At 55.4% G+C, this 12853-nt stretch carries 15 protein-coding genes; 7 read left to right on the top strand and 8 right to left on the bottom strand.

Annotated features, from left to right (window positions below):
- Nucleotides 1-26: 26 nt before the first annotated feature.
- The 7 genes from G536_RS31765 to hutU form a co-directional block, all read right to left on the bottom strand.
- Complete coding sequence (locus G536_RS31765) at nucleotides 27-599, bottom strand: DUF6985 domain-containing protein (protein WP_157530528.1); 573 nt, start codon at nucleotides 597-599, stop codon at nucleotides 27-29.
- Nucleotides 600-674: 75 nt separating this feature from the next.
- A complete protein-coding gene (locus G536_RS0109565; protein WP_157530527.1) occupies nucleotides 675-1751 on the bottom strand; it encodes a DUF5694 domain-containing protein in 1077 nt (358 codons plus the stop codon).
- A 30-nt stretch (nucleotides 1752-1781) separates the two neighbouring features.
- The gene (locus G536_RS27180; protein WP_022823370.1) at nucleotides 1782-2159 is read right to left on the bottom strand and encodes a GNAT family N-acetyltransferase; all 378 of its coding nucleotides are present in this window, start codon (nucleotides 2157-2159) and stop codon (nucleotides 1782-1784) included.
- Between the two features lie 282 nt (nucleotides 2160-2441).
- The gene (locus G536_RS27175) at nucleotides 2442-3170 is read right to left on the bottom strand and encodes an NADPH-dependent F420 reductase (RefSeq protein ID WP_022823369.1); all 729 of its coding nucleotides are present in this window, start codon (nucleotides 3168-3170) and stop codon (nucleotides 2442-2444) included.
- Nucleotides 3171-3328: 158 nt separating this feature from the next.
- Complete coding sequence (locus G536_RS32115) at nucleotides 3329-3802, bottom strand: hypothetical protein (protein ID WP_157530526.1); 474 nt, start codon at nucleotides 3800-3802, stop codon at nucleotides 3329-3331.
- Entirely contained in the window at nucleotides 3799-4641 is an 843-nt protein-coding gene (locus tag G536_RS0109550) for a DUF4747 family protein (protein WP_022823368.1), read from the bottom strand. Before G536_RS0109550 ends, G536_RS32115 begins: the two co-directional genes overlap by 4 nt.
- Before the next feature lie 132 nt (nucleotides 4642-4773).
- Nucleotides 4774-6537: a urocanate hydratase gene (gene hutU, locus G536_RS0109545; RefSeq protein ID WP_022823367.1), complete on the bottom strand. Its 1764-nt coding sequence runs from the start codon at nucleotides 6535-6537 to the stop codon at nucleotides 4774-4776.
- A 424-nt stretch (nucleotides 6538-6961) separates the two neighbouring features.
- Here hutU and G536_RS0109540 point away from each other — a divergent pair, with 424 nt between their 5' ends.
- From G536_RS0109540 to G536_RS27170, 4 genes are all read left to right on the top strand, one after another.
- A complete protein-coding gene (locus G536_RS0109540; protein WP_169515076.1) occupies nucleotides 6962-7528 on the top strand; it encodes a DUF2975 domain-containing protein in 567 nt (188 codons plus the stop codon).
- A gap of 5 nt (nucleotides 7529-7533) precedes the next feature.
- Complete coding sequence (locus tag G536_RS0109535; protein WP_022823365.1) at nucleotides 7534-7767, top strand: helix-turn-helix domain-containing protein; 234 nt, start codon at nucleotides 7534-7536, stop codon at nucleotides 7765-7767.
- A 322-nt stretch (nucleotides 7768-8089) separates the two neighbouring features.
- Nucleotides 8090-8458 carry a hypothetical protein gene (locus G536_RS0109530; protein WP_022823364.1) on the top strand — a complete coding sequence of 123 codons (369 nt, stop codon included), beginning with the start codon at nucleotides 8090-8092 and terminating at the stop codon, nucleotides 8456-8458.
- A gap of 225 nt (nucleotides 8459-8683) precedes the next feature.
- Nucleotides 8684-9679, top strand: coding sequence for an MBL fold metallo-hydrolase (locus tag G536_RS27170; protein ID WP_022823363.1), 996 nt, complete (start codon nucleotides 8684-8686; stop codon nucleotides 9677-9679).
- Nucleotides 9680-9746: 67 nt separating this feature from the next.
- Here the strand turns inward: G536_RS27170 and G536_RS0109520 are convergent, their stop codons facing one another.
- Nucleotides 9747-10679 (bottom strand): arginase family protein, encoded by a 933-nt coding sequence (locus tag G536_RS0109520; RefSeq protein ID WP_022823362.1) that lies wholly within the window; start codon nucleotides 10677-10679, stop codon nucleotides 9747-9749.
- 131 nt (nucleotides 10680-10810) lie between these two features.
- On the opposite strand from G536_RS0109520, the gene G536_RS0109515 reads away from it, so the two are divergent.
- From G536_RS0109515 to G536_RS0109505, 3 genes are all read left to right on the top strand, one after another.
- A complete protein-coding gene (locus G536_RS0109515) occupies nucleotides 10811-11251 on the top strand; it encodes a copper resistance protein NlpE N-terminal domain-containing protein (RefSeq protein WP_022823361.1) in 441 nt (146 codons plus the stop codon).
- A 153-nt stretch (nucleotides 11252-11404) separates the two neighbouring features.
- Nucleotides 11405-12139, top strand: a complete 735-nt coding sequence (locus G536_RS0109510) for a YebC/PmpR family DNA-binding transcriptional regulator (RefSeq protein WP_022823360.1) — start codon at nucleotides 11405-11407, stop codon at nucleotides 12137-12139.
- A gap of 116 nt (nucleotides 12140-12255) precedes the next feature.
- Nucleotides 12256-12837, top strand: coding sequence for a hypothetical protein (locus G536_RS0109505; protein ID WP_022823359.1), 582 nt, complete (start codon nucleotides 12256-12258; stop codon nucleotides 12835-12837).
- The last annotated feature ends 16 nt before the right edge of the window (nucleotides 12838-12853 follow it).

The raw sequence follows: 12853 nt of genomic DNA, 5'->3' as shown, positions 1-12853 counted from the left end.
TCCGGTTAGCGGCGGCCCGAGCTGCGCTACTCCGTTCCTTCGGCGTCGCGGGCGGCTATCCATTCCAGAATAGCCGTGTCGGCGCCCCCTACTTCCACTACCCGGCTGCCATGCAGCATGGCGCCCAAGCCGTGTTCCTCTTCCCAACTGCACACAAACTCGTATCCGGTGTAACTCAGCCCGTTTTTGGCGGTGGAAAATATGTTGATGGCCGTGAGCTGCATAAGCCCGACCAGTTGCGCCGGCTCGGTTAGGGCTGGTAGGTAGCGGGCGGCCTCCTCTTCATCGTAGCCGTTTTCGTCGCGCCAGGTTAGGTAGTCTTGTTGGTACCAGTCAAACACCGCCGCCAAAATGGCCTCGCGCACCGTTGCGGCCTGGGCCGCTAGCTGCTCGTACGCTGCGGCCTGCTCCGGGCTTGGCAGCGCGGGCTCGTCGTTTTCAGTGGATACGCGTACTTCCACAGTGCCATCAATAGGCAAAGAGGTATCATCTGGCAGCCGCATTCCGGTCCAGGTAGGCAACTGCACCAAAGCCGACCAAGCGTATCCATCCCAAGCAAGCGGCGGAAACGGCGGGGCAAGAGTTTGAGGGAGGGTCATGCTACGTGGCGTTAGATTGATACGGTTCTCTAAGCGTGACTGGCTAGCTCAGCCGTGCAGGTTGGGGCGGCGGTTCTACGGCAGGTCGTTGTAGATGCGTACTCGTACCTGGGGCATTTGCGCCAGAATCTCGCGCATGGCTTGTCCGTGTGAGGCGCCCACGGCTACCAACACACGTTTCGCCTTCTGCGCGCGCGCTTGGCGCACCACGTTTTCGCACATGCCTTGGTTGCGCAGTTTCCATTGCACATGCATGTCCTGCACGGCTTGGGTGGGAAAACCGGGCGCTCCGTACAGCGCCTCGCCGCCGTAGAAATTCAGGGCTGCATCGAGCTTCTCGTACGCCGGGGTGTTTAGCAGGCGGTAAGCGTCGGCGTCGGTGGGGGCGGTGTTGAGGTGGGCGAAGTAGGCAGTTTTGGCCCCATCAATGCGCCGGTACGTGGCCGCCTGCGCCGTAGTCGAATCGACCTTGAAGCCCTTTTGCAAGGCTACGTACTGCGTGTAGGCTTGGCCGGAGGCCGTGTTCCAGGGCCCGTCGTAGCGCTGGCAGTCCATCCCAAAAATCTGCTCCTGCCCCAGCTCGTGCAGCAGCGGGAAGATGATGGTGTGGTACTCGGTGAGCGGGCGCACCAGCTTGACTTTACGCAAGGAGTCGGCCGGGCCGAAGGCCTGGGTGTAGTAGGTGCGGTCGGCGGCGGTTAGCAGCCCTTTCAGGGGTTCTTCCAGCAAATACAGCTGATACTCGGCATTGCCCCGGTCGTAGCCAGCGGTGTAGTAGCGGGCCAGATCTACGCGGGGGCGCACCAGGGTTGGGGCTTTGCGCAGGCGGCGCTGGGCGGCGGCGGCTTGTTTGGCGGTGAGTGGGGTGGCAGTCAGTTCGCGGCGCTGCAAGTACTTCTGCCAGCGCTGATACGACCGGGCCATGGCCTGATCGGCAGGAAGTTGTTGGGCGTCGACTGCCGTCAGGTACTCACCGAACACCATGTCGGGCCGGTAGGCTTTCAGCTTCTCAATCACGGGGCGGTATTCTGCCGGTTTGCTGCCATTGTAGTGCGAGGTGGCTACAATCACCACTTCCAACGGCTGTTGCGCCTTTCCCTCCCTTACCGCCAGGCTGCACAGCAGAACCAGCGCACTTATCACCTTTCGCATCAGTATCTTGAAAAACTATGGAGTGTACTACTACGCAGCGGCGCGTTGACTTTTGCCTGCTTTGGCGCCATTCGGCGGCGGCCAACTGTTACTGCTGTGGCGTTGGCTGGAACCAGCGCTGATAACCGGGCGCTGCCACTCTGGGTGCCGCTTCAGGTAGCTGGTCACGAAGGGGCACAGCGGAATCAGCTGCCGTTGCCGCCGCTCCACTTCCGCCAGCACCTTTTCCACCAGAGCCGAGCCTACCCCCTGCCCTTCCAACTGCGGCGGCACTTCGGTATGAAACAGGGCAATGGCTTCAGGCCGGTCGCCGTACTCCACGAAGGCGGTGGCGTGGTTTACAGTCAGCTCGAAGCGGTGGCTGCCGCTGTTGTCGATGAGCGGAAGGCCTTGCAGTTCGGGTTTCATAAGAGGTAAGATGCGGAATGGGGAAGAGTGGTTGGCTCGGGGCTAAAATAAGGATAGAAGTAAAAGCGCGTTTGGATTCCACTAAAAGCGCCTATAAACCGTCATGCTGAGCTTGCCGAAGCATCTCTACCACCAAAGTAAATTATATACCATTGCGGTAGAGATGCTTCGGCAAGCTCAGCATGACGTTTTTTCCTAAACACGCTCTAAGAACAAAAAGCGCCCCCCAGGTTTCCTAGGCGGCGCTCATAGTGAGTTAATTAGCTGATTATTTTGCCGCGGTTAGCGTAGCGAGATGCCTTGCGCCTCCATATGCTTTTCGGCAGCATTTTGGTTGGCCAGGAACTCGGCGTGCTGTTCCTCGGTGCGCGTGGTGCCAAGGGAAGCCAGATGCTTGTTCACTTCGGTGGCCGACAAATCGTTGCAGTAGATGGGGCCGCCGGGCTGCTGCCGCCACGATTCGCTCATGCTGCCACCGTCCACGGCGTCGAAGCCTAGTTCCTCTACCAGGGCCATTACTTTCTGCTTGGCGGCGGCATCGTCGGAGGCTACGGGCAGGCCAATGCGGCCGGGCGTACCGGCGGGCTGGCCGTTCTTTTCGAGGTGCTCGGCGAGGATGTTGTTGAACACCTTCACGACGGGGCGGCCCAGGTGCTGTTGCACCCAGCCGCTTTCAGTCAGGTCGCCGGTTTCCAGCTCCGGCATCTGGTCGTCGCGCAGCAGGGGGTAGTAGTTGCTGGTGTCGATGATGGGCACGTTGGCGGGCACGCCCTCGAACAGGTCCTTGGGCAGGTCGGGGATGTTTTTCAGCGGGATGGTTACCACAATAAAGTCGCTGCCGCGCTGGGCAGCTTCCTCGGCCGTAACAGGCGTAGCGCCCGTCTTCTGCTCCACGTCTTTCAGGGTTTCCGGCCCGCGGGAGTTGGCAATGTATACTGAATGGCCGAGGCTGGTGAGCCGCACGGCCAGGGCGCTGCCGATGTAGCCGGCCCCAATGATTCCGATGTTCATGGTTGTGTTATTTGGTTCGTGTCCCGGTGATGTGCCGGTGCAGGGAGGTAAACAACGGAAGCGGGGTTTTGCTTTTTTCTTTATACTCTCTAAAACGGACAACGCATGAGTTTTCTGAAGCGTTACTTATATCATTACGGGTAGGTGCAACAACAAAGTCATTTTCCCTTTAAAAATTTCATCCGGTACATAGAATATGCTATGGCATCTCTGGCTGAATTATATGAGCAAAAAACCGCATACGAAAACAAGAATGCAAAAGTAGATATATAAAATTGACTCTGATTGTTTACAGGACCCTTTGCCTTAAATGAAGTAACTAAAGAAAGGGATATAGAAGTTACTAGGCCAACAAACAATACTGCAAGAGTATATTTATATAGATTAATTATAGCAGAATAACTACCATCCTTTTCAAGGAATTTTACAAATTCATCACTTGATGACGACAATATTATTGCAAGAGCAGCGAAATAAACAGAAAACAATATTGACAATACAGAAACGCCCGTATTATAAAAAGCTAGTGCTATATCATGAAAAACTCTATCAGGTGAGTAATAGTAAGTAAGGCCTCCTACTACTAATGCTAAAGCAAGGTCCCAACTCACTATTATATCTTTTAACTTCATGGCTTTCCTTTAACTCGATTAATCATTCGCTGTATATAGGGCAATATATATTCAACGAGTATAGACGGCTCAGATTTTTCGTCATCTAGCTTAAAAGTTTCGGGATTATCAGCAGTTGTATAACTGACATCAGCTCCATCTTGGTCTGTTCCTATTGCAGATGCTATACCATAACCATCTTCAGCCATAGCTATAGATTGCTCTATATGATTGTCCGTTGATAAAGAAGGACCAGCTGGTTTAGCTTCATACAACTGAACATATTTTCCTGCATGCAGGTTCTGAATTCTATTATCTACTTGTTCCCAGACGCGCGAAGAACTTGGGTTAGAAGGATGAAGATTAATTTTTATTTCTTTAATGCGCCGCATTGTTCTTAACCTATCAAGCAGACTACCTCTATCTTCAATAGTTTCTATTTTTGCTTCAATAAAAAAATTATCATTCGCTCTTTCAATGAGCTCTGTAAATCTATTTGCAAAAGATTGTATATTAAAATGCCTTGAAGGAGTGTTGTACACAATAAGACCTGTCTCATTTTCCAAAACAAATCTAGCCAAACTTATTACTTCATTCTCAACTTCGATTTCAGTTACTTCCCTATTTTTTTCATCCACCACTGGATGCAATTCGTTTTTACTATATTTTATCAAATATCCAACAAAGAATAAACGACCTGAAATACTCACTTCATCTATTTTTGAAAATTTAAATCTAAAATTTAAATGATCTATAGCCACATCTGCAGACAAACTATTTCTTATTATTATTTCTTTTTGCTCATAAGAATCATAATTAGCATTCAAGTTAAACCGACCCAAGTAGAATACTTTACTCATATAACAAAATAAAAAAAGAGAGGATTATACATGTTACCCAAGCACCAGTTTCGAAAAGCAGTGCTTAGATAAGAGCAAATTGACGGTATTAAATTTTTCGAATGCAAGAAACAAAGTTTGGATATCAGCTTCCTAATTCCGCCCTGGAATCTTCACGCCGCGTTCCTCGGCTACTTGCTGGGCCAGCTCGTAGCCGGCGTCGGCGTGGCGGAAGACGCCCATAACGGGGTCGGTGGTGAGGACGCGGCGCAGGCGCTCGGCTTTTTCAGGGGTGCCGGTGGCTACTATCACCATGCCGGAGTGGGTGGAGTTGCCGATGCCCACGCCACCGCCGTTATGCAGCGAAACCCAGTCGGCGCCGCTGGCGCAGTTGGCCAGGGCGTTGAGCAGAGGCCAGTCGGCTACGGCGTCGGAGCCGTCTTTCATGCCTTCGGTTTCGCGGTTAGGCGAGGCCACGGAGCCACAGTCGAGGTGGTCGCGCCCGATGACGATGGGGGCTGATACTTCGCCCCGCGCCACTAGGTCGTTGATAACCAGTCCGAACTTCTCCCGCTCGCCGTAGCCCAGCCAGCAGACGCGGGCCGGCAAGCCAATGAACGGCACTTTGGCCTGGGCCTTGGCTATCCAGCGGGCCAGCATCTTGTTCTCGGGAAAGGTTTCGAGCAGAGCCCGGTCGATGCGCAGTATGTCCTGCGGGTCGCCGGAGAGGGCCGCCCAGCGGAAAGGGCCTTTGCCTTCGCAGAACAGCGGCCGGATGTAGCCGGGCACGAAACCGGGGTACAGGAACTGGCCGTGCTCGTCGCGCACTTTGAGGCCACCTTTCTCGGCTTGGCCGCGCAGGTTGTTGCCATAGTCGAGGGCGACAGAACCGGCGGCCTGCATGTCGATAATGGCTTGGCAGTGCTTCACGATGGAGGTCAGCGCCTGGCGCTTGAACTCCTCAGGGTTACTGGCGCGCAAGGCCAGCACCTCATTGATGTCGCCTTCAGGCAGGTAGTCCATCAGGTCGTGGGCCGAGGTCTGGTCGGTTACGATGTCGGCGCGGAAGCCACGAGCTAGCAGCTCGGGCAGCACAGTGGCGGCGTTGCCGGTCAGGCCAATGCTCCAGCCTTTGCGCTCCTGCTTGTACTGCGCGCACAGCTCCAGGGCGTGGTTTAGGTCGCGGGCCTGCTCATCGAGGTAGCCTTCACGCACCTTTTGCTTCACCCGCTCATCAATCGGCTCGATAACCAGGCACACCCCGTCGTTCATGGTAATGGCCAGCGGCTGGGCGCCGCTCATGCCGCCGAGGCCCGCCGTAACCGTAACAGTGCCCGCCAGCGTACCCGAAAAGTGCTTATCGGCTACGGCGGCGAAGGTTTCGTAGGTGCCTTGCAGAATGCCCTGGGTGGCAATGTAAATCCAGGAGCCAGCCGTCATCTGGCCGTACATCATCAGCCCCAGTTTGTCCAGTTCATCGAAATACTCCTGGGTGCTCCAGGCGGGCACGAGGTTGGAGTTGGCAATGAGCACCCGCGGGGCATGGGCCCAGGTACGCAACACGCCCACCGCCTTGCCGCTTTGCACCAGCATGGTTTCGTCGGGTTCCAGGTTTTTGAGGGTGCGCACAATGGTTTGGTACTCTTTCCAGTTGCGGGCCGCACGGCCGGCGCCGCCGTACACAATCAGCTCGTCGTAGACCAAGCTCACGGCCGGGTCGAGGTTGTTTTCCAGCATGCGCAAAGCCGCTTCGGCTTCCCAGGTTTTGCAGCGCAGCGTAGTGCCGTGCATAGCGCGCACGGATTCCTCGGGCTTGTACTCATAGTACATAGGCCGGGTGGCAGGCGCGGCGGCCGGGGTAGATTGGCTGGTGGCTTCGAGGTTGAGTTCGGGCGTGTCGAGGGCGGAATGGGGCATGAGGTGGAAGGCTGATGAAAGTGGGTAGGCTGGCAAGTTAAACTTTTCGCTCTTCTACCCTAGCGGCCTTTCCATTGGGTTGCACTCCCCGTTTGGCAGCCGTTGATTACGGTAGCCTAGCTCCTTTCTATTACTGAGTGTGCTCGGCCTGTGCCAGTTAATTTTCAGGGCTGCGCGGTATGGCTTAATGGTGCTGAGACACAACACTCTTCTATCGAACAAAGAAAATTATTTATCTTTAATCAGATATTATTTATTGTTTATCAATAAATTTTTATTTCTTTGATCTGCTCTGCCAATTCTATTTATACCTCTCCCTATGAACCAGTTCACTACGCTGCTCCTCAAGTTTTTGCAATTTGTTTTTACCCTATCCAGCGTGGCTGGTGTAGTTGGCCTAGTGGGAATTGGGATTTTTACATTCATGTTCCCCTCTTCCCCCAAAGCTGACGACATAGTATCCGTGAATGTACGGCAACACCTCCCGTCGACTAGCGCCACTATACCGTCGGTTACTATTGCCAAGGAGGAAGTGGCAGCCGGTAAGCCGACCCAACTAATTATGCATGCTCAAACCGGCACCCTCGTGCTACGGGAGCCACAGGCAAGCCGCCGCTTGTTGGTCCGCATCATCAACGCCGAAAAAGGTCCATTACCGCTGATGCTGGCGGGCCTAATTTTTAGCTTCATCATGGCCGCAATTCTAAACGACGTTAAGCCCGGTGTACCTTTTAGCCCAGCCAACACCAGGCGGCTATATTGGCTGGCTGCGCTTTTTATTGGCTGCGAGGTGTACCAGCGGGCAGCTTTCTGGTGGATGCAACACTACCTTCACAGCGTGACCCCACCCGGTATAGCTGAATTGACGCCTAACTCCGAGTTCAGTTCGTCGTTGGTGTCTAATGGGTTGGTCGCGGCCATGCTGGTGATACTAGCGGCTAGCTACCGGCGCGGAGTGCAACTGGCCGAGGAAGCAGAATTAACTGTCTGAACGAGATGCCCATTGTAGTCCGATTAGACGTCATGCTGGCGCGGCGCAAAATGTCGCTCAGTGCGTTGGCCGCCGCCGTAGATATCACGCTGGCCAACCTGTCCATCCTGAAGAGCGACAAAGCCAAGGCCATTCGGTTCAGCACGCTGGAAGCCATTTGCCAAGTACTGGACTGCCAGCCCGGCGACTTACTGGAATTTGTGCCTGACGAGAATGCCTCCTCCTCATCTGCCAGCTAGCATATCTTTTTCCGGGAAGCTGTAGCTGCTGTCCTCTTAGGCAACAAGCACATTTACCTGCAACTCATTGAAGGTCAGAAAGCTTCTTAGATGCCTTGAGTGCCTGAAGCTCCTCAGATACCTTTTGCACTATTCGTTGTATCTGCTTTTACTAATAGCTCAACTGTACTATTTTACAAAGCTGGACTATATAATAAAATTATGATCTGTTTTATCTTTTTTGGGTTACCTCCGTTAGATATCGGTATTAAACCACAGACAGCTCAGCTACTGGAGCCGTCTCAACCTATTCCAAACTCCTTACCACCATTACCCTAACACGATGAAAAAAGTATTGTTTCTTGCCCTTGCAGCCGCTTCGTTGACTTTCGCTTCGTGCGGCAACCAAGCCGGTGAAGGCAGCCAGGCTGGCGGCGAAACCAGCGACGCCTCGGGCACCTCAACCGAAGCTTCCTCTTCGGATGCTAGCGGCACGGATACCGGCATGAGCTCCGACACGTCGATGTCGGGTGGCACGGGCGCCGCCGACGGCTCCACTACCATGGGCGCTACCACCACTGACGGCACCTCTACGGCTGGTACCACGGCTGGTGGCACCACGGCCGGCGCTTCTACCACCACGGGCGGCGCTACCACCGGCAGCACTACTACAGGCACTACCGCCGGCACCGGCACTACCACCGGTCAATAGAAGATACGGGCACGCCCGGTTTTCGGGAATTGCTTTGTACCCCGACCACTATCCTGCTTGTTCAGGCCAGAAGCCACCCGTTTCGGGTGGCTTCTTTTGTTTGGGGCCGGCTGGGCTGTACAGTCGCTACTAACCGATAAAATCCGGGGTTGTTGTCTCCCTGCCGGCCTGATTTGCGTACTATCTCCCAAATCGAGCTCAACCATTACTTACCCAACAAACACCATGAAACAAGTAGCTCCCGGCGTCACGCAGCTTACTATTCAGCGCTTTGTCAATCTGTATTTTGTAGAAACTGGTCACGCTGGCGGCTGGGTGCTGGTCGATACGGGCTTACCCGGCTCCGAGAAGGCCATTATTGCGGCAGCCGACGAGTTGTTCTATCCCGGCACACACCCCGAGGCCATCATCCTGACCCACGGCCACATGGACCATTCCGGCTCGGCGCTGGCCCTGGCCGAGCACTGGAAAGTACCCGTGCTGGCCCACCCGCTGGAGTTGCCCTTCCTGACGGCCCACGCCGTGTATCCGCCCGCCGACCCCACCGTGGAAAACGGCGGTACGCTGGCTTTCATGGCTCGGTTTTTCCCGCCGCAGTCGTTCCAGTTGAGTAGCGTGGTACAGGCCCTTCCCACCGATTCTGAGGAAGTACCGTTTTTACCGGAGTGGCGCTGGGTGCACGTGCCCGGCCACGCGCCTGGCCAAGTGGCGTTGTTCCGCGAGAAAGACAAAACCTTGCTCGGCGCCGATGCCTTTGCCACGGCTAACCACGAGTCGGTACCGTCGTTGCTGCTCCAGGTTCCCAAGGTGAGCGTGGCGGGTGCGCCGTTCAACTACAACTGGCAGCAGGTACGCGAGTCGGTGCAGAAGCTGGCAGGTTTGCGCCCCGAAAACATCGGCTGCGGCCACGGCCCGGTGATGCAGGGCGTAGAAGCCACCGATGGCCTCCAACAGCTGGCCAACTTCTTCCCTATGCCTACCACCGGCCGCTACGTACTCGACCCTGCCCGCCTCGATGCAAACGGCGTAGCTTACCTGCCACCCGCCCCCGAAGACCCGTTCCCACAGCGCCTGACACTGGCCATTGTGGGCGTGGGCTTACTGGCTGGCGCGGCTTGGTTGGTACAGCGGCGGCAGCAGCGCCGGCACGAAGGCTACCCAACCACCAAGTACGTTTCGTCGCGTCGCTTCCCCACCGGCTCCGGCAAATATCAGGCGTAGAACGCACGTTCTCATTGAAAAAGCCGTTCCGCTTCAACTGTAAGCAGGACGGCTTTTTCACTGGTATTCAAATCCTAGTAGTTATTCTGGCTGCTGTGGTAAGCCCAGCTGCCACGCCCGTTAGGTAGGCCGTGATGATGGTGGCGGCCAAGCGGGCCGTTTGGTTGTCCCGGTCGAAGATGGGGTTCAGCTCTACCACTTCAAATAGACGGACTTCCGCTGCTTGCCCTGCCAGAAAAGCCGCTTCTGCCGCTTGCCGAGGCGTGAAGCCATCAGCACTGGGGGCCGAAACGGCGGGGGCATATGCTTCGGCGCAACCGTCTAGGTCGAAGCTGACGAAGGCTGGCCCACCGGCTCGCTTCAACGCGCGGCGCATGTACTCCGGCATTCCATCGGCTTGTATGTGCGCCAAAGGCACTATATGAACTTGCTGTTCGTGCAGAAAGTTGATATCGGCCTGCGTGTTGAGGTTGGAATGCAGGCCGATTTCAGTGAAGCGAAAACCAGCCAAAAATTCTTCGCGCAGCAGCTTACCGAAGGGGGTACCGCTACTGATGATGCCGAGCTTATGCTTCACGTCGGCGTGCGCATCAAGGTTGATACCCCCAACTGGCTGGCCGCCACTGGCATCAGCCAGGCCGCGCACGGTGCTGTAGGTGCCGTCGTGCGAACCACCGAGCACCACTACCCGCGGATACTGTCGGCACAACTCGCCTAGCTTCTCCCGAATACGGTGGTGATTTTCTTCGTGGTTAGGATGGCGTAAGTCCACATTACCAGCATCCGCAATTCGCAGGTTTTCGAGGCTGACGTTGTGCTCTAGGTTATAGGTTTTGTGGTAGCGGCGCAGTTCCCGCCGGATGGCGTCGGGGGCATGTACGGCGCCAGCCCGTCCCCCTTCCAGCACCGTTCCAAAATCAAGCGGCAGGCCCACTAAGCACACATCGGCTTCGGCCAGTTCGGCGGTAGGACGAATAAGGTCGCGGAGAAAGTCAGGCATGAAATGAACTGGTACAGTAGTGAAATGGTGAGGTTGTTGTTCTGGCTGCGCAATATGCGCAAGCGGCGTCATTAGAACGGCAACCTCATCATTTCACTACTGCACCACCTCACTTGTATTACCTTTCCAGCATGAATAGGCGCTATTTCGTTTTCATTATTGGTTTGCTGCTGAGCGCACCAGCGGTGCTAGCACAGCGCAAAGCCACGCCGGCGGCCACGCTCAAGCCGTCGTTCTTTACCACCTACACTTACCTCAGCTACAGCATCCTGGACCAGGAAAGCGGCCCTACTCCAGTGGCGGCCAGCGGCGTAGGCGGCACCCTCACGCTCCGCCCCGACGGCACCTACCAGAAGCACCTGACCCTGACCGTCAACCAAAACCCCATGCCCTTCGACCAGACGGGCCGCTTCACTTTCGCCGGCAACCACATCACCTTCACGTACAGCGACAAAAAAGGCCAGCCCCGCACCGACCAAGGCACGTTCAGCTTGCGCAACAACCTGCTCACGCTGGTTATCGAGGGCTACCCGGCCGGCAACTCCAGCACCTACACGCTACGGGCGCAGTGAGCCGGTAGCCGGCCCGAACGCCACGTAGCCGGCCGGCCCAAACCGGAATTCGCAATTGCGCCCCGCCCGGCTTTCTCCTAACTTGCAGCCCCTTCGGCTCCACTACGCCGACAGAAATTCTCACTAACTCACCATTTCACCAACTCACCATAGATGGGACGCGCATTTGAATTCCGCAAAGGCCGCAAAATGAAGCGCTGGGACCGGATGTCCAAAGATTTCACCCGCATCGGCCGGGAGATTGTGATGGCCGTGAAGGAAGGCGGCACCAACCCCGATGCCAACTCCCGCCTGCGCACGGCCATGCAGAACGCCAAAGGCGTGAACATGCCCAAAGACCGGGTGGAAGCCGCCATTAAGCGGGCCAGCAGCAAGGAAGAGAAAGACTACCAGGAAGTGGTATATGAAGGCTACGCCCCCCACGGCGTGGCCGTGGTAATTGAAACCGCCACCGATAACCCCACCCGCACCGTAGCCAACGTGCGCATGTACTTCAACCGTGGCAACGGCGCCCTCGGCACCGCCGGCTCCTCAGACTACACCTTTACCCGCAAAGGCGTGTTCCGCCTCGCCGCCGAGGGCCTCGAACTCGACGAGTTGGAACTGGAATTGATTGACGCCGGCGCTGAAGACGTGTACGCCGACCAGGAAGAAGACGAGCAAGGCAACGTGAAGGACTTCATTGTGGTGGAAACCACTTTCCAAGACTTCGGCCAGATGCAGAAAGCGCTAGAGGAAAAGGGCCTGAACGTTACGTCGGCCCAGCTTCAGCGCGTGCCCAACACCACCGTCCACCTCGAAGGCGACCAGCTGGAAGAGGTAATGAACCTCATCGAGAAGTTCGAGGAGGACGACGACGTGCAGGCCGTGTACCACACGCTCGGCTAAACCACGTATTCACCGGGTTTTATAGTCGATTCGGTTATGTTAGCGGGCCGCTCCTGACTGGGGCGGCCCGCTACGTTTATTTGGTATCACCACAAGCGCCAATAGAAACTCTACCTATGAATTTCGATTTTGCAGAGGTTGTTAATCCTTTTCTAGAAAAGGCAGATTTCAATCAGGCAATTCAGCTCGCTGAAGCTCGACTAGTGGCTATTCCTACTTCCCCTTTTCATTTGATACTTGGCAAGTCGCTACTCAACCAAGCCGAAAGCTTATGTCTGTGGGTTGACAGCTTCTACGAGAAGGCAACACGCAGTATCGTCGTTAAGTCACTTTACTTTGAGTTGACCGAATTTGATATCAACACCGATAAGTGGGAAATTGAGGGATTTACGTACGCGGAGGATGGTGGCCTTGACGACCAGGAATGGCTAGCCGATTTCAGCCAAACCATTAGTACTGACGAGGCATTCGTCCTGGTAGGCTATGAAAGTTTGCAGGAGGCATTCGAGGAAATTGCGCTTGATTCCGACGACTTGCAAGACGCTCACGACTGGTGTGAGCAACTCGTTTTGGCGCGGTATCGGCAGTTAGTGTATACTGCTCACCAGCAAGCAGTAGAACGACAATTGTCGTGGGCTCATATTCCTGTTTATTGCGCAGAACACGGGTACAACATTATTACAAAGTCAGTCGTGTAGGAAAGCATACTATTTA

The organism is Hymenobacter norwichensis DSM 15439 (assembly GCF_000420705.1).
Lineage (GTDB): Bacteria > Bacteroidota > Bacteroidia > Cytophagales > Hymenobacteraceae > Hymenobacter > Hymenobacter norwichensis.
Note: the sequence above shows the minus strand (reverse complement) of the source record. Positions and strands in the feature narration are given on the sequence as shown.

Bases quoted from the DNA above. Each gene is read 5' to 3' on its own strand.
- G536_RS0109535 (WP_022823365.1), top strand. From the start codon at position 7,534: ATGCCCATTGTAGTCCGATTAGACGTCATGCTGGCGCGGCGCAAAATG.
- G536_RS0109540 (WP_169515076.1), top strand. From the start codon at position 6,962: ATGTTCCCCTCTTCCCCCAAAGCTGACGACATAGTATCCGTGAATGTA.
- G536_RS0109520 (WP_022823362.1), bottom strand. From the start codon at position 10,679: ATGCCTGACTTTCTCCGCGACCTTATTCGTCCTACCGCCGAACTGGCC.
- G536_RS31765 (WP_157530528.1), bottom strand. From the start codon at position 599: ATGACCCTCCCTCAAACTCTTGCCCCGCCGTTTCCGCCGCTTGCTTGG.
- G536_RS0109530 (WP_022823364.1), top strand. From the start codon at position 8,090: ATGAAAAAAGTATTGTTTCTTGCCCTTGCAGCCGCTTCGTTGACTTTC.
- G536_RS0109505 (WP_022823359.1), top strand. From the start codon at position 12,256: ATGAATTTCGATTTTGCAGAGGTTGTTAATCCTTTTCTAGAAAAGGCA.
- G536_RS27180 (WP_022823370.1), bottom strand. From the start codon at position 2,159: ATGAAACCCGAACTGCAAGGCCTTCCGCTCATCGACAACAGCGGCAGC.
- G536_RS27170 (WP_022823363.1), top strand. From the start codon at position 8,684: ATGAAACAAGTAGCTCCCGGCGTCACGCAGCTTACTATTCAGCGCTTT.
- G536_RS0109550 (WP_022823368.1), bottom strand. From the start codon at position 4,641: ATGAGTAAAGTATTCTACTTGGGTCGGTTTAACTTGAATGCTAATTAT.
- G536_RS27175 (WP_022823369.1), bottom strand. From the start codon at position 3,170: ATGAACATCGGAATCATTGGGGCCGGCTACATCGGCAGCGCCCTGGCC.
- G536_RS0109510 (WP_022823360.1), top strand. From the start codon at position 11,405: ATGGGACGCGCATTTGAATTCCGCAAAGGCCGCAAAATGAAGCGCTGG.
- G536_RS0109565 (WP_157530527.1), bottom strand. From the start codon at position 1,751: ATGCGAAAGGTGATAAGTGCGCTGGTTCTGCTGTGCAGCCTGGCGGTA.
- G536_RS0109515 (WP_022823361.1), top strand. From the start codon at position 10,811: ATGAATAGGCGCTATTTCGTTTTCATTATTGGTTTGCTGCTGAGCGCA.
- hutU (WP_022823367.1), bottom strand. From the start codon at position 6,537: ATGCCCCATTCCGCCCTCGACACGCCCGAACTCAACCTCGAAGCCACC.
- G536_RS32115 (WP_157530526.1), bottom strand. From the start codon at position 3,802: ATGAAGTTAAAAGATATAATAGTGAGTTGGGACCTTGCTTTAGCATTA.